Source organism: Cloacibacterium rupense (genome assembly GCF_014645495.1).
GTDB lineage: Bacteria > Bacteroidota > Bacteroidia > Flavobacteriales > Weeksellaceae > Cloacibacterium > Cloacibacterium rupense.
In genome coordinates, this window is record NZ_BMLV01000004.1 from 278,421 (window position 1) to 304,367 (window position 25,947).

The 25,947-nt window shown below is 33.3% G+C and carries 25 protein-coding genes and 1 pseudogene; 5 read left to right on the forward strand and 21 right to left on the reverse strand.

Going from position 1 to position 25,947, the window contains the following annotated elements:
* The 13 genes and pseudogenes from IEW40_RS10430 to IEW40_RS10485 form a co-directional block, all read right to left on the reverse strand.
* Positions 1–342 (reverse strand): annotated as a pseudogene (locus IEW40_RS10430) (phosphoribosylanthranilate isomerase); the annotation flags it as partial.
* Positions 343–1,110: 768 nt separating this feature from the next.
* Positions 1,111–1,668, reverse strand: coding sequence for a DUF4287 domain-containing protein (locus IEW40_RS10435; protein ID WP_229663429.1), 558 nt, complete (start codon positions 1,666–1,668; stop codon positions 1,111–1,113).
* 183 nt (positions 1,669–1,851) lie between these two features.
* Entirely contained in the window at positions 1,852–2,391 is a 540-nt protein-coding gene (locus tag IEW40_RS10440; protein ID WP_188618035.1) for a hypothetical protein, read from the reverse strand.
* A gap of 181 nt (positions 2,392–2,572) precedes the next feature.
* A complete protein-coding gene (locus IEW40_RS10445) occupies positions 2,573–3,028 on the reverse strand; it encodes a hypothetical protein (RefSeq protein ID WP_188618036.1) in 456 nt (151 codons plus the stop codon).
* A gap of 2 nt (positions 3,029–3,030) precedes the next feature.
* Entirely contained in the window at positions 3,031–3,420 is a 390-nt protein-coding gene (locus IEW40_RS10450) for a hypothetical protein (RefSeq protein ID WP_188618037.1), read from the reverse strand.
* Between the two features lie 602 nt (positions 3,421–4,022).
* Positions 4,023–5,525, reverse strand: coding sequence for a serine hydrolase (locus tag IEW40_RS10455; RefSeq protein ID WP_188618038.1), 1,503 nt, complete (start codon positions 5,523–5,525; stop codon positions 4,023–4,025).
* Between the two features lie 640 nt (positions 5,526–6,165).
* A complete protein-coding gene (locus IEW40_RS10460) occupies positions 6,166–7,779 on the reverse strand; it encodes a hypothetical protein (RefSeq protein WP_188618039.1) in 1,614 nt (537 codons plus the stop codon).
* Positions 7,780–8,594: 815 nt separating this feature from the next.
* A complete protein-coding gene (locus IEW40_RS10465; RefSeq protein ID WP_188618040.1) occupies positions 8,595–8,855 on the reverse strand; it encodes a hypothetical protein in 261 nt (86 codons plus the stop codon).
* A gap of 428 nt (positions 8,856–9,283) precedes the next feature.
* Positions 9,284–9,958: a phosphoribosylanthranilate isomerase gene (locus IEW40_RS10470; RefSeq protein WP_229663430.1), complete on the reverse strand. Its 675-nt coding sequence runs from the start codon at positions 9,956–9,958 to the stop codon at positions 9,284–9,286.
* 818 nt (positions 9,959–10,776) lie between these two features.
* On the reverse strand, positions 10,777–11,196 hold the full coding sequence (locus tag IEW40_RS14180; RefSeq protein ID WP_229663431.1) for a hypothetical protein: 420 nt from the start codon (positions 11,194–11,196) through the stop codon (positions 10,777–10,779).
* 66 nt (positions 11,197–11,262) lie between these two features.
* On the reverse strand, positions 11,263–11,454 hold the full coding sequence (locus IEW40_RS14185) for a hypothetical protein (RefSeq protein ID WP_229663432.1): 192 nt from the start codon (positions 11,452–11,454) through the stop codon (positions 11,263–11,265).
* Positions 11,455–11,815: 361 nt separating this feature from the next.
* Positions 11,816–12,328 carry an endonuclease V gene (locus IEW40_RS10480; RefSeq protein WP_188618041.1) on the reverse strand — a complete coding sequence of 171 codons (513 nt, stop codon included), beginning with the start codon at positions 12,326–12,328 and terminating at the stop codon, positions 11,816–11,818.
* A gap of 12 nt (positions 12,329–12,340) precedes the next feature.
* The gene (locus IEW40_RS10485) at positions 12,341–13,027 is read right to left on the reverse strand and encodes a hypothetical protein (protein ID WP_188618042.1); all 687 of its coding nucleotides are present in this window, start codon (positions 13,025–13,027) and stop codon (positions 12,341–12,343) included.
* A 206-nt stretch (positions 13,028–13,233) separates the two neighbouring features.
* Here IEW40_RS10485 and IEW40_RS10490 point away from each other — a divergent pair, with 206 nt between their 5' ends.
* A complete protein-coding gene (locus IEW40_RS10490; RefSeq protein ID WP_188618043.1) occupies positions 13,234–14,808 on the forward strand; it encodes an IS1182 family transposase in 1,575 nt (524 codons plus the stop codon).
* A gap of 117 nt (positions 14,809–14,925) precedes the next feature.
* On the opposite strand, the gene IEW40_RS10495 is transcribed toward IEW40_RS10490, so the two are convergent.
* From IEW40_RS10495 to IEW40_RS10530, 8 genes are all read right to left on the reverse strand, one after another.
* Positions 14,926–15,228 carry a hypothetical protein gene (locus IEW40_RS10495; RefSeq protein WP_188618044.1) on the reverse strand — a complete coding sequence of 101 codons (303 nt, stop codon included), beginning with the start codon at positions 15,226–15,228 and terminating at the stop codon, positions 14,926–14,928.
* A gap of 168 nt (positions 15,229–15,396) precedes the next feature.
* Positions 15,397–16,320, reverse strand: coding sequence for a hypothetical protein (locus tag IEW40_RS10500; RefSeq protein ID WP_188618045.1), 924 nt, complete (start codon positions 16,318–16,320; stop codon positions 15,397–15,399).
* A gap of 162 nt (positions 16,321–16,482) precedes the next feature.
* Positions 16,483–17,046 (reverse strand): hypothetical protein, encoded by a 564-nt coding sequence (locus IEW40_RS10505; RefSeq protein WP_188618046.1) that lies wholly within the window; start codon positions 17,044–17,046, stop codon positions 16,483–16,485.
* A 351-nt stretch (positions 17,047–17,397) separates the two neighbouring features.
* On the reverse strand, positions 17,398–17,958 hold the full coding sequence (locus IEW40_RS10510) for a hypothetical protein (protein WP_188618047.1): 561 nt from the start codon (positions 17,956–17,958) through the stop codon (positions 17,398–17,400).
* A 168-nt stretch (positions 17,959–18,126) separates the two neighbouring features.
* Positions 18,127–19,092 (reverse strand): AbiTii domain-containing protein, encoded by a 966-nt coding sequence (locus tag IEW40_RS10515; protein WP_188618048.1) that lies wholly within the window; start codon positions 19,090–19,092, stop codon positions 18,127–18,129.
* Positions 19,093–19,251: 159 nt separating this feature from the next.
* Positions 19,252–19,860, reverse strand: a complete 609-nt coding sequence (locus IEW40_RS10520; protein WP_188618049.1) for a hypothetical protein — start codon at positions 19,858–19,860, stop codon at positions 19,252–19,254.
* 177 nt (positions 19,861–20,037) lie between these two features.
* Positions 20,038–20,595 carry a hypothetical protein gene (locus IEW40_RS10525; RefSeq protein WP_188618050.1) on the reverse strand — a complete coding sequence of 186 codons (558 nt, stop codon included), beginning with the start codon at positions 20,593–20,595 and terminating at the stop codon, positions 20,038–20,040.
* A 117-nt stretch (positions 20,596–20,712) separates the two neighbouring features.
* Positions 20,713–21,207, reverse strand: a complete 495-nt coding sequence (locus tag IEW40_RS10530) for a tyrosine-type recombinase/integrase (protein WP_262891253.1) — start codon at positions 21,205–21,207, stop codon at positions 20,713–20,715.
* Between the two features lie 517 nt (positions 21,208–21,724).
* On the opposite strand from IEW40_RS10530, the gene IEW40_RS10535 reads away from it, so the two are divergent.
* The 4 genes from IEW40_RS10535 to IEW40_RS10550 all read left to right on the forward strand — a co-directional run bounded on the left by IEW40_RS10535 (position 21,725) and on the right by IEW40_RS10550 (position 25,804).
* The gene (locus tag IEW40_RS10535; RefSeq protein WP_188618051.1) at positions 21,725–22,273 is read left to right on the forward strand and encodes a GNAT family N-acetyltransferase; all 549 of its coding nucleotides are present in this window, start codon (positions 21,725–21,727) and stop codon (positions 22,271–22,273) included.
* A gap of 65 nt (positions 22,274–22,338) precedes the next feature.
* Positions 22,339–23,535, forward strand: coding sequence for an argininosuccinate synthase (argG, locus tag IEW40_RS10540; protein ID WP_188618052.1), 1,197 nt, complete (start codon positions 22,339–22,341; stop codon positions 23,533–23,535).
* Positions 23,528–24,487 carry an N-acetyl-gamma-glutamyl-phosphate reductase gene (gene argC, locus IEW40_RS10545; RefSeq protein WP_188618053.1) on the forward strand — a complete coding sequence of 320 codons (960 nt, stop codon included), beginning with the start codon at positions 23,528–23,530 and terminating at the stop codon, positions 24,485–24,487. The genes argG and argC overlap by 8 nt, the downstream gene beginning before the upstream one ends.
* A gap of 180 nt (positions 24,488–24,667) precedes the next feature.
* Positions 24,668–25,804 carry an aspartate aminotransferase family protein gene (locus IEW40_RS10550; RefSeq protein WP_188618054.1) on the forward strand — a complete coding sequence of 379 codons (1,137 nt, stop codon included), beginning with the start codon at positions 24,668–24,670 and terminating at the stop codon, positions 25,802–25,804.
* The last annotated feature ends 143 nt before the right edge of the window (positions 25,805–25,947 follow it).

A 25,947-nucleotide genomic window follows, 5' to 3' on the forward strand; every position in this document is an offset into this window, starting at 1 on the left:
TACCAATTTCACGTTTGGTAATTCGTTACGAAGCATTTCGTACTCTCGTTTTTCCAGCTCGTCCACAATTTGAATGGTCGTTGTATTTACTCGTCTGTAATGTTTGATAATTTCTTGCGGTTTAGTTTCACTAGTCAGCAAAAAAGTTGAGATAGGTGGTGGAACTATCTTGGCTATTTGGTTGATGAGTTCATCTCCAATGACACCTGGTCCGCTTGGCATATGTCCGACCAATCCCAATGCGGAAGCACCATACTCAATCGCAATTCTTGCTTCGTCAATACTGCTTATACAGCAAATTTTCACTCTTGGTCTTGTCATACTTTCAATTTTTTCTGGCATTTTGTTTCTGTTCGTTGTGTCGCTTTAGGGATGACCGCTAACGGTTTGGGTATTGCCGAAGGCGGGGCGTTTCAATACTGTTGTTAATTTGAAAAACTAAAGTCTGGTCAAGCACAAAAGTGTCATAGAAGCCCGTCACCCCCGCTTTTGGCAATGCCTTGTGCCTGTTGCTCAACTCAAATATACAAATAAACTTGTATAAAAGCCGGATATTTCGTAAATTTATTCATGCAAGGAAAGAAAAATTTCGGCCCACAGTTATTTGTTTCGGTTAACTTGTTCAATATGGTTCTATAAGATAATTATTACCAATGCACAAAATTAGATCTCGCGGATTTTCAATCCGTGAGTCTTCACACAAAAATGCCACCACCCAATAATCTGCATAAATCTGTGGTAAACAAAAACCATTTTCTTCCTCCCTTAAGGGCAGGGGAAAAGAAGAAAATGGTTTTGCTGGATACCCTTTTTGCGTTCTATCCACAAAAATAATAAAGCAGAAAGGGTTGGTTCAGAAATAATCAAAGTATCTTATAAACTCAAATAATTTTTCCAAAAAAAAAGAGAACCACCAGTTCTCTTTGAAATATCATTTAAAAATTTTACGACAAGCTCATAACTCCTGAAAAGAGCTCCCAAAGCGAGCCTGCCCAGAGCTTGTCGAAGGGTTCAACAGGAGTTTCATTGTTCGTGCTCCGCACGCAACGACACGAGGCGATAGCCGAACTGAGCGAAGCTAAACTCTAGTTGTTATGGGTAGTGGTTCCTTTATCTTGCATTGTCATAAGCCTTTTTTATCCATCCATATATTTCACTGTCAATTTCAGAAATGTCGGTAATATTGATTTTATGAGTACACATTGAATTTGGTTTTTCTTCTTCCAATTTACCTTTTGGTTCCTGTCCTTTCAGGTTTATTCCAATTTCAAAACGTGTCTTTGTTGCCGGGTTAAGAGTAGCGAATTGTTTCTTACGTCTCAGACTTACATAAGTATTTTTTGGTGCTATTTCAATATCTTTTCCATAGGTCTGAATCTCGGAAATTAGTTTGTCGTAAATGAGTTTAAAGTGTTCTTTACCTTGGTATTGTTTTGCAATCAAGTTGTCTTGGTTTTCTGCCGAACCGGCATCTGCACCTCTCGCCTTAAGAGCAATTAAGTTAGCAAATCCGTGGGTTAGTCCGTGTTGTTCTTTTAAGAATTTAATTATCTCCCCATGTTTTGAATTGTTCTCATTTTTCACAATTTCTATCCAGTTCTCAATTGTTTTACCTGTGTTTTTGTGCAGGTTTTCAATCATTGTCTGAGTTGCTTTGTCTATTTCCATTGCTCAATTAATTTAAGAGTTTATTTTCTGTCTTAGTGGTTTTTTCTACCATTACCCATAACGATGAGTATTGCCCGAAGTGCGGGGAATTTAAAAACTGAATATGAAGTGAAAACCGAAACCTGAATTAACCCAAAAAGTTCCGCAGACCACATTCAACCCCGCTTTTTTGCCAATACTATGTTAGCCGTAGTTTTTTTTCCAACCATAATCAACCATTAATTGATCTCTAAATTTATTACACCATTTTTCTATTCTGTAAGTTAATTTTAAAAATTTTAATTCATTTTTTGACTTAAATAGATTTTTGTCTAAAGTGTCAGCAGTCATAATTAAACAATAATTTTGATTTTTGTGGTTTATTTCAAACACTTTTTCGTTTCGATCCAATATGCCAAATGTATTTTTATCATTAAAGTAGTCATTTTTAAGAAATGTATCTAATTTAAAAAACTCATTTAGTTCACTTCTTAATTTATATGGTAATTTTGATTTTAGATTTATGTTTATCCTTTCTCCTCTTTTCGTTCGATTAAATTCTTTTAAATTATATTCAATAAAAAATAAATGTAATTCGTAATTATATTTATTGTCGATATATAAATTAATTTGACAGAGTTTGTCATACAATCCAGGTGAAAAGCTATAACTTAGTAAATAATTATTTTTTAATTTTCTTTTCCCATTTTCTAAAAGAAAAAATTTATTTTCTTGTAAATTCACTTTAGGTACAAATGTTTTTTTTAAAATTACGGCTAACGGTTTACGTATTGGCGATGGTGGGGCATTTGAAAAACGTATGCCCAACACTTGCACAAATGCCCTATAGAATTACAAATGTTGAGTTTACAACTGTCAGCCCCACTATTGCCAATACGATGTTGTGCGTTCGTTTTTTTTCATTTCAATATACTTGTCCATTAAATGTATGTGTACAACATTCACAATAATGTTTCAAGTCTGTTACTTCTAATTTAGGATTTGATAATTGCAAAATCCCGTCTTTGTCAACGTAAAGTCCTGAAAAATATGTTGCTTCTCCAAGTCTTACAAAGTCTTCCTTGTCATTCTCATCTAATGCAACCAACCAAAATATTGGCTCTGTCTTGTCTAACCTTGATTTTGCTTCGCTAAATATTTCATTCCAGTTTGAACCAACTTTTGATAGTAAAAATCTAAAAAGTGGTGTATAGTCTAAACCTCTTTCTTTCTTGCCATACATTGTTCCTTTGGTTTGTTCCAAAGTCTCTTTTTTCTTGTGTCTTGAATATTTAAAGTCGCCACCGAAATTGTGATGTACATTTCTTGCTTTTGTATTTACCTTTCTGTAAAGTGGTTCTTTCTGATTATTTCTGTTCATCTCTAACTATTGAATTTCTGTTCATATTCAGCAATGTGTTTTGGAAATTCTTTTTCGTAAATTTCACTGTCTAACCCAAGAATAGTAATTGTGTATTTATCAGAATCCATTCCTTCAATATTATTTCCTATTCCAACAAGTTCAAGATTTTCAGGATTGTAAACTTTGAGATTTGCAATTTGTCCTGTTGAAATCAATTTGTCGCTTGGATAGTCTGTTTGAATTTCAATTAATTTGTCAATGCAATATTGCTTAATAAAGTCATACCCAATACTTTTTTCAGCAAAGTTTATTTGTCCAAATACAACACCCATAGGTGGGTCGCCATATTCTAATTTTGTCGTCCCAAGCAATTTGTCGTCAAGTAATATTTTATAAATTTTTTCTGTCATTATAGGGTCTTTTTAAAATGACGTACAACGTCAGACTGTGAAAAAACTCCCAATCTGCATTAACAAAAATAGGGAAAAAAGCTCATAAAACGGATTGAAATTCTTGCTTTCAATCATGCAATTTATCCAATGAATTCCCCGCAACTTAATATGTAGACCTTACTTACAAATAGTAAAAAAACTAGCCCAAGTTAATCAATAATTTTCTTCCTCCCTTTAGGGCAGGGGAAAAGAAGAAAATGGTTTTGAGGATTACCCTTTTTGCGTTCTATCCACAAAAATAATAACGCAGAAAGGGTTGGTTCAGAAATTATCAAAGTATCTTATAAACTCAACTAATTTTTCCAAAAAAAAAGAGAACCACCAGTTCTCTTTGAAATATCATTTAAAAATTTTACGACAACCCCATAACTCCTGAAAGGAGCTCCCAAAGTGAGCCTGCCCAGAGCTTGTCGAAGGGTTCAACAGGAGTTTTATCTCCTAGTATTTATTTTTTTTATGGAGTCGATGATTTAAAAATTCATTGTTGGCTTTTCAAGCCCAACGACACGAGGCGAAAGCCGAACTGAGCGAAGCTAAAAATTAATTATTAGTAGTAGCTTTTATTCTTTAGCTTGTTTTATAAATTCAACGGGATCATCTTGCAAATTTATTTTTACGCTTGAAATATTTCCTTCGTTGTCAAGTGAAAAATTTAAGTAAAACTCTGGATTCATACCTTGTGGAATTTCTTTAGTTGCTTTTAAAACAAAAATATCAAAATATTGATGCTCTAATCTAAATTTATACTCTGGAAAAACTGCATATAAATTATTATTCTCGTTTATAATTTCAAAAGTACCAAATCCAAGATGAGAAAATTTACCACAATAATCTGTCCAATTATGAGTCGGCATTTTCTCTTTATTAACACCTTTTATGTCTGTGCTTGCAATATAAATATCACTAACTTTTACAGGGTACTTATTCCATTCTGTTCGTTTTAATCTTAGCATTCTGTTGGATATAATGTCAGCGATAATGTACGGCAAGATGGAATTGTGTTGATTTGTCAAAACTATAATCCCAAGTTTGTCTGTTGGGTACATTACCAATTGAGAACTAAAACCCGAAACATTTCCACCGTGATGAACTTTGTAATGTCCATTACTTGAATTTACTTTCCAGCCATATCCATAACCAAATGTATAAACATTAGGGTCACTTGTTTCAGGCGGTAAACCATTATCAATAGCTTTCATACTAATGGCTTCTTGAATATAGTTTTTGGACAAAATTTCCTTTGTCTCAAATGTTCCATTATTTAACCAAGTAAGTATCCAATTTGCCATATCGTTTACTGTACTGTTTATAGCTCCACCTGGTTTGTCATTATTCAGTTCTTCAAATAATACTTTTTGCGATTGGTTATTACTTATACCATATCCAAGAGAATAGTTATTTGTTTTTGTCATTTCTGAAATTGAAGTACTTGAACTATTCATATTTAAGGGTTTAAATATTTTGTCTTGAATATTTTTTTCCCAACTTTCATTTGTTGTTTTTTCTATGATAGTTCCTGCAATTACATAGCTTAAATTGCTGTATATCCAACTGTCTTTAATTGCTCCGTTTGGTTTTAGATATTTCAAACGAGGTATTAAATTTTCCCTTTTGTTAGCAGGAAACAAAATATAAGTTCCATCCACACTTCCAATACCACTTTTATGACTTAACAGATCTTCAATTGTTATGAGGTTGTCCATTTTATCATTATAAAATTGAAGTTTGGGGATATATAAAGAAGGTTTGTCTTTTAATGAAAGTTGATTATTTTGTTCAAGTATTCCTAGTATAGATGCCGTAAAGGATTTTGTAATTGAACCAATTGGGAAAATGGTATTTGCTGTAACAGGCAATTTGTTTTCTAAATCTCTAAAACCAAAACCTTTGGAATATATTATTTTATTGTTTTCTACAATTGCAATAGAAAGTCCAACTGCATTGTAGGCTTTTGCTAGATTTTCTATTTCTGTGTCTAAACCATTTAGACGAGTATCAGATTTTTGTCCAAAAGTTAAGCTGGTCGTCAGAAGAAGTAAAATAACTACTTTTAGTTTTGTCATATTCTATTTGGATTTGTAGGTTGTTTGCAACTTCAGACTGTAAAAAAAACTCCCAATCTGCATTAACAAAAATAGGAAAAAGCTGATAAAACAGATTGAAATTCGTAAATTTATTAATGCAATTTTTAAAAGGAGTATCAGATCTCTCGGATTTCCAATCCGTGAGTCTTCACACAAAAATACCACCACCCAATAATCTGCATAAATCTGCGGTAAACAAAAACCATTTCCTCACTCCCTTTAGGGCAGGGGAAAAGAAGAAAATGGTTTTGGGGATTACTCTTTTTGCGTTCTAACCAATCATAAAATCTGCATAATCCGCAAAATCCGCGAGAATGAAAAAAAAACAATATCATTTCCAATCCATTTCATCCACCATCGCCAAAGGCGAAACTTAATGCTCTTAATCCCTTAATGAATCCTTAATGTTTCCTCTTAACCTTAGCCTTAATTCCTCATCATCCCATAACTCCTGAAAAAGAGCTCCCAAAGCTTACGTTCAACAGGAGTTTTGTCTCCTGGTATTTATTTTTTATAGAGTCGATGATTTAAAAATTCATTGTTGGCTTTTCAAGCCCAACGAAACGAGGCGAAAGCCGAACTGAGCGAAGCTAAACTCTAGTTATTAGCGGTTCGGGCTTTATTTGAGTTCTTGTCCATTCAAAAGTCGTTTAATGTTCTCTTTAGTGTCGTTGTTCGGTTCAACTTCTGCTAAATGCCTAACTTCTCTTTCAATCTCTGGCGACCAATTTTCTTTTTTCCACTTGTCCAAAACTTTAATAGCCATGTTTCGGTTTCTAGTAACAGGGCATTTTAATCCTGTTAGAATAATTTGCTCTCCTTTTTTCGGATAGTTTTCCAAAAATGTAATGACATAATCTAAACTACCAAATTTGTTATAGTTCTCTCCAAAGCCCATTGAATCTCTCGGTCCCGTTGCCATTTCGTCTAAAGGCAAATGTTTAAGAGCAAAGTCTATGATTAAATCAGAGTGTTCTGGTTTGCTATAATGTGTAACGTCATACCAAGAAGAACTATCCAAAGGTTTCTCTTGCAGTTTTGCCCAAACTGTTTCCCATAAATCAATCTCCAATTTTTCCGCTGCGTGTTTGGCGTTCCAATACGTCACATTATCATTGCTTCTTAATCCTTCAAATACTGCAACTTTCCAATCTCTACTGTTTAATATTTCAACGATTTCAATTAGGCAATTTGAAATAATATCTTGATTCCAACCATTTTTCTTTTGCTCTCCAATATCGTTTTGCAACTCTGTAAGAAAGTCTTTGATTTTATGTAAAGCGTTAAAGTCTGAAATGTCGGTTGCTTGTCTTTTTGCGTGTCTTATGAAATATTGAATTACTTGCGAAGCAAAAGGATACGTAGTAATGTCCTCGGCTGGACTATGTTCTACTATAAGTGCTTCAATTATGTCTGAAGCCGACTTGAAAAGTTTGTGGTTTATTTCATCGGGTTCTAATTTCTTATGAAGTTTTCCATTAATAGCACAAGTGTATGCCAAGTATTCATACATAATGCTGTTTTTATACCCTTCATAAATCAGCCAATCTTTGATTGGCTCGTTTAATTCAGGTCTTGATAATCGGTCAACTAATTGAATTTTACCCCAACCGTCAACTTTCTTCGCTAATTCCCAAAGGTCATTTTCTGCATTGTCCGATAAATTTACAATGGCAATTGTTGAATAAACAGTAAACTCATCGTGTAAGCCTAAAATCTTAATGTCGTTAAGAACAGATTTATTTTGGCACAATCCTAAAATTGCAATACCAAATTTTACTGCATTTCTTTTGTCTGTTTTTGTGGTTAAATCTTTTGCATAATTAAAAAGATAAGGTTCAATCGGTAATGAATCATTAACTACAGTTTGTAAAAAGTTATCAATAATTCCTATCACACCTTCGTTTTCTGTGATTAGTCGGTAAAATTCCTGTTCGCTTATTTTGTCACCTTTTAAAGCAACCCTTTTAAGGTGTTTTGTTAACTCGCTAATTCTTTTTTTAGAGTCATCTGAATCATCTGCACCAAACATTGCATCCATCAGTCCCGGTGCAAATCTTACCTTGTCATCATCTTTTTTCTCGTCTGGAAGGTCGTGTGCTTTTTCAGACAGATTACCGTTTTCGTCCAAGTTAGAAGAAAGGAATTTGAGAATAGAATTATCAGTTCTCCATTCTTTAATCTCTATGGATTCTTTTTTGTCAAATATGTCTTGTAACCATTTCTTTATCATAGTGTCTGTCTTTTTAGCCTGACCGCTAACGTCAGACTGTGAAAAAACTCCCAATCTGCATTAACAAAAATAGGGAAAAAAGCTCATAAAACGGATTAAAATTCGTAAATTTAATCATGCAATTTATCCAAGGAATTCCACGTAACTTAATAGGTAGACCTTACATACAAATTAAAAAAAAACTAGCCCAAGTTAATCAATGTTTTTTTTCCTCCCTTTAGGGCATGGGTAAAGAAGAAAATGGTTTTGGGGATTACCCTTTTGCGTTCTATCCACAAAAATAATAAAGCAGAATGGGTAGGTTCAGAAATTATCAAAGTATCTTATAAACTCAACTAATTTTTCCAAAAAAAAAGAGAACCACCAGTTCTCTTTGAAATATCTTCTAAAAATTTTGCGACATCCCCATAACTCCTGAGAAGAGCTCCCAAAGTGAGCCTGCCCAGAGCTTGTCGAAGGGTTCAATAGGAGTTTGACTTCGTTGATTTTCAATTCATCACGTGTCCTTCGGACAAGACGACACGAGGCGATAGCCGAACTGAGCGAAGCTAAACTCTAGTTATTATCGGCAGTATTTTTTTCTAAATTTAAATTTTAAAAATAATTATCTGATTTTTTTGATATTAATACATATTCACTTAAATACATTCCATTATTGGAAAAAATTCTGAAAACGTAACACTCCATTTATTTTCAAAATCTCCGCTAATAATGATGTAGTCGATTTCTTTTTTTAAATTAAACTCTATTTTTTTCTTTTGCTTGGATTTTATCTCTATCCTTTTTGCTTTTTTAGAGACTCTTATTTGTCTATATCAACAAGTATAGTTTTCAAATTTATATTTTATTCCGTTGACGACAATAATTTCTTCTATGAAAGCAGCATTATTGAAAAACAAAATGATTTCATCATCTTTTTTCATCAATTCTTTTGGTGTGTTATCTAGATAAAATTTGTAACCAATGCTATCTGTTTCCTTTGCTTGCGTTTTGTCTTGATAATAAAAATTAATATTATTTTGTGCATAGCAACTGATGTTAATAAGTAAAACAACTATAAAAAAAACTATTTTCATTGATTTAATTTATAAATATTGCAAAATAATTTAATATTTGATTTGACACACTGTCGTTTTAATATTGCCACCAACGGCAAACTGTGAAAAACCTTACAATCTGCATTAACAAAAATAGGGAAAAAAGCTCATAAAACGCATTAAAATTCGTGTATTCAATCATGTAGTTTAACAGTTTTTATTTGCTTTTTGTCATAGAATTCTTATCTGGAATTGCTTGGCTTTTGTAAAAACATTCATTCTAACCTATATCATCTCAAATTTAAGCCCCCAAAATTTTAGAATTCTACACCTGCACTAAAAAACAAACCTCTCTAAAATTGCTTCTAAAGAGGTAGATTTTTATGTTTTTTGAAAACTATTTTTTTTAAATGAGAGTTGTGCAACGGTTACCCTTGTTAGCGGTTCGCCCTTTTTCGTCCGTTGTTTTAGTTGTCAATTGCATTAAAAAAATCTTTTAGTTTTTGTGGATCAAGTTTTCTATCTGTCCGAACGCTACTGCAAAGGTCAAGTCCAAAAGGTTGCACTGCTTCAATGGCTTGTCGAACGTTGTCCTTATTTAGTCCACCTGCAAGAAATAAAGGAATTGAAATTGAGTTCCTTATTTTTCGGCTTAAATCCCAATTATGTGTTCTACCTGTTCCACCCAATTCTTTAACGGATAAATTTGGATTTCCGCTGTCCAATAAAATTGCGTCAACATAATTTGAAATTTCAATGGCTTCTTTTACTGAATTGTCGTCAATAACGTGAATAACTTGCACCAATTTCACGTTTGGTAATTCGTTACGAAGCATTTTGTACTCTCGTTTTTCCAGCTCGTCCACAATTTGAATGGTCGTTGTATTTACTCGTCTGTAATGTTTGATAATTTCTTGCGGTTTAGTTTCACTAGTCAGCAAAAAAGTTGAGATAGGTGGTGGAACTATCTTGGCTATTTGGTTGATGAGTTCATCTCCAATGACACCTGGTCCGCTTGGCATATGTCCTACCAATCCCAATGCGGAAGCACCATACTCAATCGCAATTCTTGCTTCGTCAATACTGCTTATACAGCAAATTTTCACTCTTGGTCTTGTCATACTTTCAATTTTTTCTGGCATTTTGTTTCTGTTCGTTGTGTCGCTTTAGGGTGACCGCTAACGGTTTGGGTATTGCCGAAGGCGGGGCGTTTCAATACTGTTGTTAATTTGAAAAACTAAAGTCTGGTCAAGCACAAAAGTGTCATAGAAGCCCGTCACCCCCGCTTTTGGCAATGCCTTGTGCCTGTTGCTCAACTCAAATATACAAATAAACTTGTATAAAAGCCGGATATTTCGTAAATTTATTCATGCAAGGAAAGAAAAATTTCGGCCCACAGTTATTTGTTTCGGTTAACTTGTTCAATATGGTTCTATAAGATAATTATTACCAATGCACAAAATTAGATCTCGCTAATTTCCAATCCGTGAGTCTTCACACAAAAATGCCACCACCCAATAATCTGCATAAATCTGCGGGAATCAAAAACCATTTTCTTCCTCCCTTTAGGGCAGGGGAAAAGAAGAAAATGGTTTTGGGGATTACCCTTTTTGCGTTCTAACCAATCATAAAATCTGCATAATCTGCAAAATCCGCGAGAATGAAAAAAAAACAATATCATTTCCAATCCATTTCATCCACCATCGCCAAAGGCGAAACTTAATGCTCTTAATCCCTTAATGAATCCTTAATGTTTCCTCTTAACCTTAGCCTTAATTCCTCATCTTCCCATAACTCCTGAAAAGAGCTCCCAAAGTGAGCCTGCCCAGAGCTTGTCGAAGGGTTCAACAGGAGTTTGACTTCGTCGATTTTCAATTCATCTCGTGTCCTTCGGACAAGACGACAAGAGGCGATAGCCGAACTGAGCGAAGCTAAAACTTAGTTATTAGCAGCTGTAATTTTACTCAAAGTCATATCTGTATGTCAAATATTGTCCTTTATAAATAATGGTTTTGTAATCACTGTCAAACTTTTTTTCAAGCTCTATTTTTAATTTTTCGTCTTTAAAATTGTAGTGTTTCTTGTTTAGGAAGCCTACTGTTCTTATTGTCGGATGGTCAATAATTGGTTTTAGATTACCGTCCAAAACATTAGTGTCTACAAAACGAAAGTCTATGAGATTTGGGAAGTTTTTTAAGAAGTCAAGGTTGTCAACTGGTCCGCAAGCGTTTAAGCATAAAACTTTCAATTTTTTAAGTTGAAGTAATTCGTCTGTAAACTTAAATTTCTTCGATGTGTTAATGTGTAAAAATTCAAGAGTGTCTTTAAGCCTACTTAATCCAAAATCATTTTCGAGTTTCACGCAATAATGTAATTCCAATCTTTTCAAATTCCTAAACTTTTCTATTCCATCAAAGTTTTTGATGTTTGCCCAATTTAATTCGAGCTAGGATAGATTGTTATTTTCAGATAGATTGTCAAACGATTTAAGTTTCTCTTTCAAATGCCAAATGATTGCGTATTCAGCAGTATCAAAATCGTTATTTTCTGTAGAAATAAAATTTTCCTTAAAATCTTTCTGAAAGATTTTATTTTGTTCTAATTGCTCAAACCATATTGTGTTATATCTCCAATCCATTTCTAATGTTGTCGTGTCATGGTATTATATCTGCTAACGTCAGACTGTGAAAAAACTCCCAATCTGCATTAACAAAAATAGGGAAAAAAGCTTATAAAACGCATTAAAATTCGTGTATTCAATCATGTAGTTTAACAGTTTTTATTTGCTTTTTGTCATAGAATTCTTATCTGGAATTGCTTGGCTTTTGTAAAAACATTCATTCTAACCTATATCATCTCAAATTTAAGCCCCCAAAATTTTAGAATTCTACACCTAAACTAAAAAACAAACCTCGCTTAAAAGTGCTTAAACGAGGTTGAATTATAATGTTTTAGAAAACTATTTTTAAAAAATGGGAGTTGTGCAACAGTTACGGCTGTTAGGTGTAGTTTTTATTTCTTCCTAATGAATCAACGTTTTTTAATAAATCAGGGATTCTATGTTTCCCATGCATATTTCTTATCAATTCGGCTGCTTCATTAAGATTAATTCCTTTTGAAGTTATATACAAAGGTTTTTTACTTTCACCTCTCAAAATTTCTTTTTTAAATTTCTCAATTTTTGAAAAATTATTTTTTGCAACACCTATAATGGGGATTTTAAAATTTAAACTTTTGAATAGATAACCACCTAAACCATCATTTTGATTATCATCAATAATAACAAATCCATCTATTATTATTGCCTCACACTCTGATAAATCAATAACTTTAAGTAAACTTAAGATGCAAGGTAGTTCTCTTTTATAAAATTCGCCTGATTTATATTCTTCAATACCTGATATTATTTCTACGAAAGTCTTTGTAATTGTAGTATCATTCCATTTCTCAAATTGTATGCAAACGGTTTTTGCATTATTTTCAAAATAGTAAGTGTCAAACGCTAAAATCATATGTTTTATTATTTAATTTGTATATGGTTTTAGTTTTTCAGTTACTTTGATAATTTCATCAATAATTATATCAAAAATAGTTTGCTTCTTCCCAGTAATAAGATAAGTGCTATAATTATAAATTTCTTGATTATAAATTAATTCGCCATATGAAACATGATTGTCATATGCAATTGTATTTTCATCTTTGCCATTTAAAATTAATAAATTCCTACCTCCACAACATTCGGCAAATGAAATATAATTAATTAATAAATTATCTTTTTTACTTATTAAATTGTATATATCCTCAATTTTTTTTGAATTGAAATTTTGTGTTTCATATTCAAAATAGCCTTCTTCAATCTCTTCATTTGTTAATCCATTTTCAATTAAAATTTTTACAAATTCTTCAGAGAAAAAGCTTTCAATTGGACAATAAGAAGAAATGTTATAATCGAAAAGTTCACAATAGTAAAAACCTTTAAAATTAGCTATTTCAAAAGCTTTTATTAATTTTTTTGAAAGTTTAATGTTAAACTTTTTTTCAAATAATTTTACTTCATCTAAAAAACTATAAAAAAATCTAGGTTGTTCAAATAGAATTTCCTTAAGTTCTTTGTCAGCAGATATCAATTTCTTTTTAGTTTCAAAATTAATTTTTGAAACTAAATTTTTTAATTCTTTTGTATAGTTTTCTATTTTTTCTATTTCAGTCATGCTAAAATTACACCTAACGTTCCGCCGCTAGCCGACTGTGGCGGTCAAAGCGAAACGATTTTTTCCTTACTAAGATAAACGTTTTTCGTGTAAACCAAACACCAATCTAGCACTTACCAGCCATAGCGGCTAGCGGCTGTGCCTTTTGCACAACTCAAAAATACAAATAAACTTGTATAAAAGCGGGATATTTCGTAAATTTATGTATGCAAGGAAAGAAAAATTTCGCCCCACAGTTATTTGTTTCGGTCAATTTATTAGATCTAGTTCCAGCGGATAATTTTTACAGAAAATTATTAACCGAGCTTGACTTACAATTCATTTATAAATCCACCCAAAAGTATTATGGCAAAGAAGGACAAGAGAGCATAGATCCTGTTGTTTTTTTCAAGATTCTATTGGTTGGATATCTTAATAACATCAACTCTGATAGGCAACTGATTCGTTATTGCAACAATTGTTTAGATGTTCGTTTGTTTCTAGGATACGATTTAAATGAAGAATTACCTTGGCATTCTACCATCAGCCGAACCCGAGGATTGTATGGGGAAGAGGTGTTTTTGAGTTTGTTTAAAATGGTTTTGAAGATGTGCGTGAGCAAAGGCATGGTGAGAGGCAAAAGACAGGCGGTAGACAGCGTTTTCATTAAAGCCAATGCCAGTATGGATTCTTTGGTGGAAAAAGAAGTGCTAGAAGATGCATCAGCGTTTGTCAACGAATTGGAAGAAAACAGCGAATACAAAGTAACTTCCACCCGCAAGAAACTCGTTGAACGCCACCATGATTGGAAAGCAGAAGCCTATAAAGGTATGCCCGCCAATAGCAACAGCCAACAAATGGATGAAAACGGGAATTTAATTCGCCCAAAATACCTATCCAACCATACCCATTTTTCGCCCACAGACCGTGATGCCAGAGTAAGTGTGAAGCCAGGGAAAGTGAGACAATTAAACTACTTCGGGCAAATCTCAGTAGACGATGCCCACCATGTGATAACTGGAGCAAGTTCAGATTTTGCAGACAAAAGAGACAGTCAGTGTTTAGAGCAAATCGTAGAACTTACCGAAGAAAACCTAAAGGAAAACGGAATAGAATTAGACGAACTTTTAGCCGATGGAGGTTACAGCAGTGGCGAAGCTTTGGCGTACTTACACGAAAAAAATATCAATGCTTATATCCCCAATTTCGGACAATACAAACCCGAGCGCGAAGGCTTTACCTACCACAAAGAAGAGAATTATTACCAATGTACAAAACCTAGAGGAAACCAAGCGAAACTACTTTTCAAAGGTGAAAAAATGGATAGCAAAGGTTACACCAAACGCACCTACAGAAGCAGTGAGAGTGATTGCAAAAACTGTCCACTTAGGGAACAATGCTGTGGCAAAAGTACGAAGTTCAAAAAGCTAGACGATAGCATCCACAAAGAACATTACGACAGAATGCACCAAAAGCTCACCCAAAATGCACAATACGCCAAGAAAATGGTAAGAGTACGCAGCAAAACCGTAGAACCCGTTATTGGAACCTTGGTCAACTTTACCAACATAAAGAGAGTCAATACACGAGGCATCCAAAACGCAAACAAACATGTACTGATGGCAAGTCTAACCTACAATTTGAAAAAATACCTACGCTTCACCTTCAAAAAACCGAATGTTTTAGCCCAAGTTCTATCCCTAAAACAAGGGAAGTGCTTGGCTTATTTAAAAACAGACTGTTCAGACTTCAATGACTCAATTTTAAGCCTTCTAAAAATTAGAATTCTACACATAAACTAAAAAACAAACCTCGCTTAAAAGGGCATAAACGAGGTTGAAATATTATGTTTTAGAAAACTATTTTTTAAAAATGGGAGTTGTGCAACAGTTACGGCTGTTAGTGGCTGTACCATTTCTTCAGTTACTATTTATCACAAAATATGCTGTCAACCCAATCATTAGAGCTTCTGCTACCAGATAATTTATGCTCTTCGGGTTGTCACTTTTCCAATATTTTTTGGATTTGATTACATTGAGTATTGTTGGCGGAAGAATCATTAAGCAGACATAAATCACTCCATTTGCTCCCAAGTACATAAAACTATTTGCGCCTTCTCCAAACATCATCATTGAGAAAACAGCGTAACCAATTTCTATTAAATAAAAATACGCAACTTCAACAAGAGTGATTTTAAATAAATGCAGGAAATTAATCTTCATATAAATTTCGGTTGTATTTTAAGCTGCTTGTAAAGGTATTGCCACTAACGTTCCCGGTGCAGAAGCAGTAAGCGAATTTACAGATAAATGTTCATACGAAGCACAATATTCAGGCAACAGAAAAAAGTCGATTCGAAGCACAAAACCGCTTATGGCTTTTGCACCGTGTTAGCTGTTGTTTTTTTCATTTCGCAAACTAAAAATTTCGTTTATACCTCGTTTTTCTCCAATGTTATCAAAACACTTTTCCAACTCGTCAATGACTTCTGTTGTAATATGTTTCAAATATTTTTTACGTGTTTTTTTAAACTCAAACGAGCATAAATACCTTCCAAGCCCTTTTCTTGTTTTATAATTTCTGTCTGAATTTAAGTACGCCTTGATTATTTCTTCTGTTTCAAATGTCTTGAGAATGTCGTTAGGTAATTCCTCATAGATTGGATAAGCTGTCCAAAAGTTTTCAGTCTTTCCAAATGTTTGAAGTAAAGTTATAATTTGCTGCTGTCTGTCTGGTATTTCTGAATTTATGTCTTTGACTAACGGAACAAAATAACTGCTGTCCATTGAACAAATTTGTGTCCAATATTTTTGAAAGCACTTTGGGGCAATATCAAGCCATTTTCTTTGAGCGATTCGGTCGGCTTCCATATTTCGTTTTTCCTCTATTCTTTCATAAAGAGGTTTTGTCAAACCTTGTTCAGCTAAAAAGTTCAAAAGCTCGTCACTTTTGGCAAGTTCAGCATCTCCATCCCAATAATGGTATCTAATTGAAACTCCGTGATGAAAACCAATCGTAGCTTTGATATCTTTATTTGAATATAACTCAATGGCATAAGTCCCAAGGCACATACAATAAAAGCCTGTATTATTTTCGTCTATCTGTAACAAGTCATTTAGTTTTTCAATTTTGTCTGCTTGTGAGATAGTCAATACAATTTTGTCCGACATAGCTTTTGTTTCATAAACCCCATCGGATTTTATAACGACTTTGTCCACACCAATGAAAAGTTTTGCCAAACCTTCATTTGTTGGTGTCGGAAGTTTATTTCTTTCCTCCAATGGTTTTCTATTTGTCAAGTCTAATGTCGGCATAGTAAGGTGGTCGTTAAAATAACAGCTAACGTTCCGGCGCTTGGCGAGGTTGCGAAGTTCGGAACCGATTATTTTCTATCAAAGATAAAATTTCTTGCGAGAAATTAACGTGAATTTACTATAAAATTCGCAATCTTGCCAAACGCTTGTTAGCGGTAGTTTTTATTTAAGTTCTTCTCCAATTTTTATTAATTTCACCTTGTTATCCCATTCATCTAATTCAATTTCTAATTTACGTGACAAATATTTATATAAAGTGTTCATCAACGCTCCATGTTGATAATCATAATCTTCATTTTCTGCATCAAATTTTCCAAAAATCTCACTTATGTTATTTTTGTTTACATCATTGAAAAAGTTTAATTTATACTCTAACAAAATTATTTCGACAACTTTACCATTATTTATTCCATATCCAATTCCTGATTTGCTAAAAAGTCTTCCTCCATTTTCTTTAACAGATTTTATTCTGTCAGTGAGTTCATATTCTTTTTCTAAGTTATTTAATACATAGTAAGTTTTTCCATCTTTTAGGTAAGAATGAGAAATATTTTCAGGTAGCTTTTCTAATCTTGTATCTTCTATTAATTCATTAGGGATTAAGTCGATATAATCATATAATTTGATTCCCTCAAATGAAAAATTTTTATAAGTATAATCTTCGTTGCAAAGTATTCTTGGATTTTCAAAAAATTCGTAAATATTTAATTCTTGCAAGTTGTTCATTTTGTATATTAATTGTTGAATTCGTCTGTTTTGGATAAAATTACCGCTAACGTACGGCTCGGCTTGGATGTCGTTTTAGAAAGAGTTTACTCTTGAATAAAATGCATCCAAGGCGACTGTTGGGAAAAGGTCGTGCGTATGCAACGATGTTTTCACAACAGGCAGGCGTAGCCGAGCCGTACGTTGGGAAAAAGAGTCCCGGAGGGCGATTTTTCCCAACGGTTTGCAGCTTGGCGAAGTGGCGGAATTCGAAGTGCAAACGTTCAGTTTTGCACAAAAGTTCAATCGAAGAAATAAACTTGAATTTAGCACTAAACCCGCCATTTTGCCAAACTGCTGTTAGCTGTAGCTTTATATTTTTCGCACATTTCTGATTATTCCATCATAAATGTATTTATCAATTTTCTCATCTTCTAATTTTGGATTGTTTTTCCTCCATATACCAAATAATTTTTCATAATCATATGTAGCTTTAAAGTCTTCAAATAGTATTTCTTTGAAAGTTACAAAATCTATGTAATTTAATTTCCAATGTTTAATGAAGTTCCCTTCATTAATTTCCAACAATTCAAAGATTGCATCTTCATTGTTTTCATCGTCAAATTCACCTCGATAATCATCAATTCTTATCAATCCAGAAAACCATTGATACTTGTTATTTGGAAAATTTGAATTCTTAAAATCATCAGAATCAAATTCTTTTGCAGTTGAAAACCAATCAATCTCGTTGATTAATAACTCGTTATTCTTTATTTCAAAAGTAGCAACATAACCTCTCCATAAAGCAGTCATAAAACCTTCAAAATCAGGTTTTTTTTCGGGAAATTCTCTAAAATAAAATTCGAGAATCTCTTCATTGAGATAATACTCGATATCACAATAAATTAATTTATCTTGAATTTGTCTTGTCATTTACGGTCTGTTGGTCCAAAGTTACAGCTAACGTTTCGGGGCTTTGCGATGGTGGGGCAATCGAAGCACAAATCTTCAATTTTGCACAAAAGTTGAACCGAAGAACTGCCCTTGAACTTTGCAGTTTCCCCCCCACTATCGCAAAACCCTTGTTATCTGCAGTTCTTTTTAAAAGTCTATTCCATAATATCCTTTTATAATAGTCGCTAGTAAATTTGCACTTACTGCAGTTGAAATTTTTCCAATTCCCTGCATTGATTTGTCTAAGATTCTTAAAACCCAATTTCTTGATTTTTCTCCTAAATTATTATTTTCATCTAAATCTTCTTCTTGAACGATTTCTGCTAATTCAATAACATCTTGTTCTTCAATTCCTTGCTTTCTTAATTCATTTTTCAGAGACTCAATATCGTTCTTGACAATTTTTGGAGAATTTGAAATATTGTTATTGTCTCCAGTATTTAAAACATTTCCGTCTCCTGAATTGTTAATAGTTGTATTCATTATATTATTAATTATTTGATTGTTCTCCACAGAATTTTTTCTAAAACTTTCAATTTCAATATTAAATCCGAACTTATCTCCGGTTTCCATAACAAAATCTAATAGTTTTGTTCTGATATTGCTTTGGATTTCTAAAAAAATATGGGCATTTGCAACTGTCATAGCGCTTTGGACAAATATTCTGGATGAACTTTTAGTGATTTTTTCAATAATTGGCTGAATTGATGGCAACATTTCCATTGGCAATTGTCGATAAAACTCACTATGTTTTTTTTCTTCCATCATCTCATTTGCCATTTTCTCAACTACTTGAATTCCATTCATTACACACATTTTTTGTAAAGCCGTTTTATAAGGCTCTTCTAGCATTGAGATAGGAACTTCAACATCTTGTTCAATCATATAACCGCGAACGTGAGCGATTAATCTTTGCATAGTTTTTCGATAATCGGGAAGTTCATCTCTTGCCTCATATCCTTTGATTTCTTTAGATGTGAAGTCAGTTAATTCCTGATTTTTTATTAGTCTACCAAAATAGTTTAGTTTCATTAATGGACCGAGTAATGAAGTATCTGCATCCATTAAATCGTTAATAACTTCTTGTAAAATAAAATTTTTTTCGTTCTCCATTTTTTCAATTTATGCGATTCCTTGTAGAATTGCAGGTAACGTTTTGCAGCTTGGCGAAGTGGCGGATTTAGAAGCACTTACTTTCAATTTTGAACTAATGTTTATTTGAAAACCAAATGTTCAAATTAGCACTGAACCCGCCATTTTGCCAAACTGCTGTTAGCTGCTGTATTTTTTTATTATTCTTTTCCAAATCTCACCATTTTTATTAATTGTCAACTTATCAACCCAAGGAGTTCTGAAATGAGATTCTAAATTAATTTGGTCTTCTTCATCCGCAAAACATCTCAATACATATTGAGTTAATAAACATTTATTGTAACCATTATAAAAGTAAAATTCGTTTTCTGTCCCATTAGAATCTATAACTCCATATAAAAAATTCAAACGTTGTTTATATGAATTTGAATTCTTATCCCATCTTTCAAAGTCGTCAAAAATATCTTTACTTATTTGAAAATTATCTCTTCCGAGAAATTCGCTTTTTTTTGTAATAAAATTATCAATAAGGTCAACCAAATTTTTTGAAAAAATTGTAATGCCTTTATTATCATCCCATTTTTCTAATTGAATGTCATTAGATAGATTATTTTCATTCAAAACAATTTTGCACATTTTTATTAACCTTTCAGATTTACGAATCTTTTCATTATCTACTTTCCAATCAAAGTCTAAAAAGCTAATTCTTTTAAATATTCCATCATTAGATGAAAATCCACCAGAATAATTATCAATATGTCCTAAAAGATAAAATAAAGAAGTTGTCATTTTATTGCGTTTCGTTTTAATATAGCAGCTAACGTTCTCGGGCTTTGCGTTCGGGCGGGTTTCGGAGCACAAAGTATCAATTTATTACTAAAGTTTATTAGAAGCACAATGCTCCAAGTTTGCACGTCAGCCCGCCTGACGCAAAACCCGTGTTATAGCCAGTTTTTCTTTCACTGTCTATGTAATTAGTTTTCCATTAAAGTCAAATTTATATTTTCTATTTCCCCAGTCAGTCGCCAAAATATAATTGTCTGTGACAGCAAAACTGTCTTTGCCGTCCAATGTTGTAAAGATGTCTGCACCGCTTTGTTGCCAAAGTATTTTCCCATTCTTGTCAAGCCTTGTAATTTCAAGTTCTCCGTGAATTATGTAGCTGTCTTTGTATTTATTAATTTCAAAACAAGTCACTTGGTCAGCTTGTGTTCGCCACAACAAAGTCAAGTCGGGAATTGATAAACAAAAAATGGTATTCGAACAGCAAACTAAAAGTCGGTCATTTTCAATTATTGTCGAAGTGTCGTGAATTGCTGTCCCGCCACCAATAGAGCCGATAACCGCACTTTTTACTAACGTGTCGCCCTGAAAGATTTTTATTCCATAAACCGATGGGAATTGATAGTCAGATTTGTCGAAGTAAACAAAGTCATAAACATTAACATTGTCAGCCGAACCTTCTGTAAAAGTCTGGTCGTCATAAATGTCAATTCGATATTTGTCTGTCGTAAAGTGTGTCATTAAAATTGGCTATAACTTGTTTATATGAGTGAAAAAAACACACAAAGCCATCATAATTTGGACGGATATGTGTGATGAGTGTCACTCTTATTTAATATTCAAATATAAAAAAAATAATTACAAATCATCAAAAGGGCTCTTGATTTGTTGCAAATTTTTTGTGCTTACATGGGTATATATTTCAGTAGTCTTGCTGCTATTGTGTCCTAATAATTCTTGTATGTATCGCAAATCTGTTCCGTTTTCTAATAAATGGGTGGCATAGCTATGCCTCAACCAATGCAGTGTTACTGGTTTTTGAATTTCTGCCTTTTGTAATGCTTGTTTTAAAACACTTTGTAAACTGTATTCAGAATATTTTTCACCTTTAGTTTGTCCTTCAAATAGCCATATTTGGGGCTTATACATTTTGTAATAGTTTCTTAATAATTCTAGCATTTTGCGATAAAGTGGGGTAATTCTATCTTTATTTCCTTTAGATTGTCTTATGATGACTATATTTCTGTTAGAATCGATGTCTTTGGGTTTTAAATTGAGCAATTCACTTCTTCTAAGTCCACAACTGTAGATTAATGAAAGCATGGTCTTGCGTTTTTTCGAAATAAACTGCAATTCTTGGTTTACCTTTGTGTACTATTGCTTTACACGAATAATTCATCTATTTGGTTTTGATTTCAAATTTAAGAATTGATTTTTATTTTCCAATTGCCCCTAGTACTTCATCACCCAACACCCATCGCCCCATCTCAAAGGCTAATTAGAGTCACATCAAAAGAAGGGTTGTAGTATAGTTGTAGTATAGTTCTAGTATACCAAAGCCTAGTCAAATCAAAGTCAAAGCCCAATCACCTTAAGGTCAAAGCCAAGAAAAATGGGATGAATAAAAATGGAAAAGAATTGTATAATTTTCACTAACTTTATATACCCTGAAAATCAAGTATGTAGATCAATAATGTTTTACTTATGGCAAGTAAAAGCATTGTGAATCAATAATACAATAGTAGATAATATTAATTACAAAATTGATATTTACCAATTATTTTTATTGTTATAGTTAAATATTTTAGATTTTTAATCTTTTGGTTTGATATTTGTTATATCTTTGCAACTTTAAATTCATCAACAAGAAATGAAATTTGTTACAGAAGTTACTAGCGATAAACATTTTAGCTATGCAGAAGAAATAGTAGAAGAAATGGAATCTTCTGCCAAAGTGAGAGGTACAGGTATTGCAAAAAGAACTCCAGAATACATTAGAGAGAAAATGAACTCAGGGAGCGCCATCATTGCCCTCACCGAAGATGGTGACTGGGCTGGGTTCTGCTACATAGAAACTTGGTCAGACGGCGCTTATGCATCTAATTCTGGACTCATTGTCTCCCCAAAATATAGAAACATGGGGCTCGCAAGTATGATAAAAGAGGCTATATTCAACCTCACCAGAACCAAATATGCTAATGCCAAATTGTTTGGGATTACCACGGGGTTAGCCGTTATGAAAATCAATTCTAGGCTAGGGTATTACCCCGTAACCTTTGCAGAATTAACCCAAGATGATGAGTTCTGGAGCAGTTGCCAAAGTTGTGTCAACTATCCTATTCTGCAGAGTAAGGGCAGAAAAAACTGCCTTTGTACAGCCATGTTGTACATTCCACCAAAAAAAGAAAACAATAAATAAACAAAAAATAGAATTGATATTCTCTTGTATCAAATCTTAAAATATCATTATAAAGTTAGAGAAACATGAAAAAAGTAGTTTTAGCATTCAGCGGAGGTTTAGATACTTCTTTTTGTGCAGTGTATTTACAGCAAGATCTGGGTTATGAAGTTCATGCAGTTACCGTAAATACGGGTGGTTTTAATGCAGATGAAGTAGAGAAATTAAGGGAAAAAGCCATGCTTCTTGGTGCTAAAACCTTTACATGTTTAGAGGTGGTGAAAGAATATTATGATTCTTGCATACAATATCTGGTTTTTGGTAATGTATTGAAAAATAATACTTATCCACTATCTGTAAGTGCAGAACGTACCATTCAAGCAAAATCTTTAGCAGAATACGCTCTCGAAATTGGCGCTACAGCTATCGCTCACGGTAGTACAGGTGCAGGTAACGACCAAGTTCGTTTCGATGGAATTTTCAATATCGTGTGTCCTGAAATGGAAATCATCACCCCAATTCGTGATTTGAAACTTTCTCGCGAAGCTGAAATTCAATATTTAACAGAAAAAGGTTTTTCAGGAGATTACACCAAGTCAGTGTATTCTATCAATCAAGGACTTTGGGGAACTTCTGTAGGTGGCAAAGAAACGCTCACTTCTCATAGCAATTTGCCAGAAGAAGCCTATCCTTCTCAATTAAAGAAGCAAAATCCTGAAAAATTGACTTTAGAATTTGAAAAAGGTCATTTAATTAAAATCAATGACCAATCTTTTTCACATCCTTCAGAAGCTATTGTGAAATTGAATGAAATTGCCTCAGAATTTGCCATTGGTAGAGATACTCACGTGGGTGATACCATTATTGGGATTAAAGGTAGAGTAGGATTCGAAGCAGCGGGTGCTATCTTAACGTTGAAAGCACATCATTTGCTAGAAAAACACGTACTTTCTAAATATCAATTGATGATTAAATCTCAAATGGCAGATTGGTACGGATCTTGGCTTCACGAAGCTCTTTTCTTAGACCCTGTCATGAGAGACATTGAAAAATTAATGGAAAATTCTCAAAAAACGGTAACTGGAAAAGTATTTATTACGCTTTTTCCTTATCGTTTTGAACTGAACGGAATTGAATCTAAATATGATTTAATGACTTCTAAATTCGGAAGTTATGGTGAAATGAATAAATCTTGGAGCGGCGAAGACGTGAAAGGTTTCTCTAAAATTTACACCAATTATCTATCAATTTATCATCAAGTAAATGCTGAAAACAATGATTAAAGCAGGAATTATCGGCGGTACAGGTTACACAGGTGGCGAACTGATTCGGTTGTTGCTCAATCATCCCAATGCAGAACTTTCGTTTGTGACGAGCTATTCTAATGTTGGGAAAAAAGTAACGGATTTGCACCAAGATTTAATCGGAGAAATCGATTTAGAGTTTATTGATAATTCTACCGATGCAGATGTTCTTTTTCTGGCTTTACCACATAAAGAAAGTAAAATTTGGCTCGAAAATAACAACGTTGGAAACGCAGTTGTTATTGATTTAGGAAATGATTTCAGAATTGGAGAAACGTATCAAGGAAATTCATTCGTTTATGGACTTCCAGAACTGAATTCAGCTCAATTAAAAGGGGCAAAACTCATTGCCAATCCTGGTTGTTTCGCTACTGCAATTCAATTGGGAATTATTCCGATTCTTCAAAATCAAGAAGTTTCAGAAATTTACACTACAGGAATTACTGGTGCAACTGGTGCAGGAAAATCACTTTCTGAAACTACGCATTTCAGTTGGAGACAAAATAATATTTCGGCGTATAAAACTTTAACGCATCAACATTTAGGCGAAATTAATTTTCAATTAAAAGAGTTGAGCAAAGTGCCATTTTCGGTACAGTTTGTTCCATGGAGAGGAGATTTCGCAAGAGGAATTTTTGTGAGTTCTACTTTTAAAACTTCTCTTTCTTTAGAAGAATTATTTGAACTCTATGAAAATTTCTACAAAGGACAAATGTTTACCACGGTTTCTAGAAAAGAAATCAATCTAAAACAAGTAGTCAATACCAATAAGTGCCTGATTAATATTGAGAAAAACGGAGATTTTGCAGTAGTACATTCTGCCATAGACAATCTCTTGAAAGGCGCTTCTGGACAAGCTATTCATAACATGAATATATCTTTCGGATTTCCCGAAAACGCAGGTTTGAAACTCAAATCTATTGCTTTTTAGAAATAAAAAGTAAAAATGAAAGGTACTTTGTCAAAGTTTTTGCGAAGCAAATTAATCTTTGACAAAGTTTTTTGAAATAATCATAGAGCCACGAAGTGGCGACTTATTATAGGATAGGATGAAATCCTATTAGGTTAAAAATTAACAAATCTTAAATCAAACATCGTAAATCGAAAATAAATGAAACTTTTTGATGTATATCCTTTAATAGACGTAACTCCTGCAAAAGCAGAAGGAAGCTATTTCTGGGACGAAAACGGAACGGAATACCTAGATTTATATGGTGGTCACGCTGTGATTTCCATCGGACATTCTCACCCAACTTATGTAAAATATATTACAGAACAACTCAATAACATCGGTTTTTATTCCAATTATGTGAAAATTCCGATTCAAAATCAAGTAGCTGAACAACTAACTAAATTATCGGGCTATCCAGATTACACACTTTTTCTTTGTAATTCTGGTGCTGAAGCTAATGAAAATGCCATAAAATTGGCCTCTTTCCACACGGGGAAAAAGAAAATAATCTATTTCTCTGGAGCTTTTCACGGAAGAACTGCGGCTGCTGTTGCTTGTACAGACAATCCTAAAATTGTTGCACCAGTTAATCAATCCGAAAATTTCATCAAACTTCCTTTCAATGATTTGGAAGCTTTAGAAAATGAATTCAAAACCAATTCAGATATTGCTGGAGTGATTGTAGAAGGAATTCAAGGAGTTGGTGGAGTTCAAATTCCAACCACCGAATTTTTACAGAAAATTCAGCAATTGTGTAATGAAAATAATGTAGTTTTCATCGCAGACGAAATTCAATCTGGTTTCGGAAGAAGTGGTAAATTCTTTTCGCATCAGCAGGCTGGTGTAACTCCTGATATTATTTCTATGGCAAAAGGAATGGGTAATGGTTTTCCTGTGGCTGGGATTTTAATCTCGCCAAAATTCAAAGCTTCTTATGGTTTACTTGGGACAACTTTTGGAGGTAATTTCTTGGCTTGTGCTGCTACCAAAGCGGTTTTAGAGGTGATTGAAGAAGAAAATCTATTACAAAATGCTCAAGAAGTGGGAGATTACTTGGTTTCTTTGCTTCAAAATCAAAAAAATATCAATGAAATTCGTTATCAAGGTTTGATGATTGGGATTGATTTGGCTTTTCCTTGCAATGAAGTGAGAACTCGATTGGTTAAAGAACATAAAATGTTGACTGGTAATGCTTCTACACCCAATACTTTGAGAGTTTTACCAGCACTCAATGTGAAAAAAGAAGACGTGAAAAAATTCGCGGACGCCTTAATCCAAATTTTAAACGAATATTAGAATTTTAGATTTACGATTTGGGATTTACGATTTGGGATTTTTGATATTAAATTTCATTAAATCTGTGAAAATCTGTATAATCTGTGGGAAACCATAAACAGAATCCTTTGCGAAGCATTTATGCCTTTGATTTCTTAAAATAA

Bases quoted from the DNA above. Each gene is read 5' to 3' on its own strand.
- IEW40_RS10495 (WP_188618044.1), bottom strand. From the start codon at position 15,228: ATGAAGATTAATTTCCTGCATTTATTTAAAATCACTCTTGTTGAAGTT.
- argG (WP_188618052.1), top strand. From the start codon at position 22,339: ATGAAAAAAGTAGTTTTAGCATTCAGCGGAGGTTTAGATACTTCTTTT.
- IEW40_RS10480 (WP_188618041.1), bottom strand. From the start codon at position 12,328: ATGATTTTAGCGTTTGACACTTACTATTTTGAAAATAATGCAAAAACC.
- IEW40_RS10470 (WP_229663430.1), bottom strand. From the start codon at position 9,958: ATGCCAGAAAAAATTGAAAGTATGACAAGACCAAGAGTGAAAATTTGC.
- IEW40_RS10550 (WP_188618054.1), top strand. From the start codon at position 24,668: ATGAAACTTTTTGATGTATATCCTTTAATAGACGTAACTCCTGCAAAA.
- IEW40_RS10445 (WP_188618036.1), bottom strand. From the start codon at position 3,028: ATGAACAGAAATAATCAGAAAGAACCACTTTACAGAAAGGTAAATACA.
- IEW40_RS10460 (WP_188618039.1), bottom strand. From the start codon at position 7,779: ATGATAAAGAAATGGTTACAAGACATATTTGACAAAAAAGAATCCATA.
- IEW40_RS10525 (WP_188618050.1), bottom strand. From the start codon at position 20,595: ATGACACACTTTACGACAGACAAATATCGAATTGACATTTATGACGAC.
- IEW40_RS10500 (WP_188618045.1), bottom strand. From the start codon at position 16,320: ATGCCGACATTAGACTTGACAAATAGAAAACCATTGGAGGAAAGAAAT.
- IEW40_RS10515 (WP_188618048.1), bottom strand. From the start codon at position 19,092: ATGGAGAACGAAAAAAATTTTATTTTACAAGAAGTTATTAACGATTTA.
- IEW40_RS10435 (WP_229663429.1), bottom strand. From the start codon at position 1,668: ATGGAAATAGACAAAGCAACTCAGACAATGATTGAAAACCTGCACAAA.
- IEW40_RS10455 (WP_188618038.1), bottom strand. From the start codon at position 5,525: ATGACAAAACTAAAAGTAGTTATTTTACTTCTTCTGACGACCAGCTTA.
- IEW40_RS14185 (WP_229663432.1), bottom strand. From the start codon at position 11,454: ATGGATTGGAGATATAACACAATATGGTTTGAGCAATTAGAACAAAAT.
- IEW40_RS10450 (WP_188618037.1), bottom strand. From the start codon at position 3,420: ATGACAGAAAAAATTTATAAAATATTACTTGACGACAAATTGCTTGGG.
- IEW40_RS10505 (WP_188618046.1), bottom strand. From the start codon at position 17,046: ATGAACAACTTGCAAGAATTAAATATTTACGAATTTTTTGAAAATCCA.
- IEW40_RS10520 (WP_188618049.1), bottom strand. From the start codon at position 19,860: ATGACAACTTCTTTATTTTATCTTTTAGGACATATTGATAATTATTCT.
- argC (WP_188618053.1), top strand. From the start codon at position 23,528: ATGATTAAAGCAGGAATTATCGGCGGTACAGGTTACACAGGTGGCGAA.
- IEW40_RS10510 (WP_188618047.1), bottom strand. From the start codon at position 17,958: ATGACAAGACAAATTCAAGATAAATTAATTTATTGTGATATCGAGTAT.
- IEW40_RS10465 (WP_188618040.1), bottom strand. From the start codon at position 8,855: ATGAAAATAGTTTTTTTTATAGTTGTTTTACTTATTAACATCAGTTGC.
- IEW40_RS10485 (WP_188618042.1), bottom strand. From the start codon at position 13,027: ATGACTGAAATAGAAAAAATAGAAAACTATACAAAAGAATTAAAAAAT.
- IEW40_RS10535 (WP_188618051.1), top strand. From the start codon at position 21,725: ATGAAATTTGTTACAGAAGTTACTAGCGATAAACATTTTAGCTATGCA.
- IEW40_RS10490 (WP_188618043.1), top strand. From the start codon at position 13,234: ATGCAAGGAAAGAAAAATTTCGCCCCACAGTTATTTGTTTCGGTCAAT.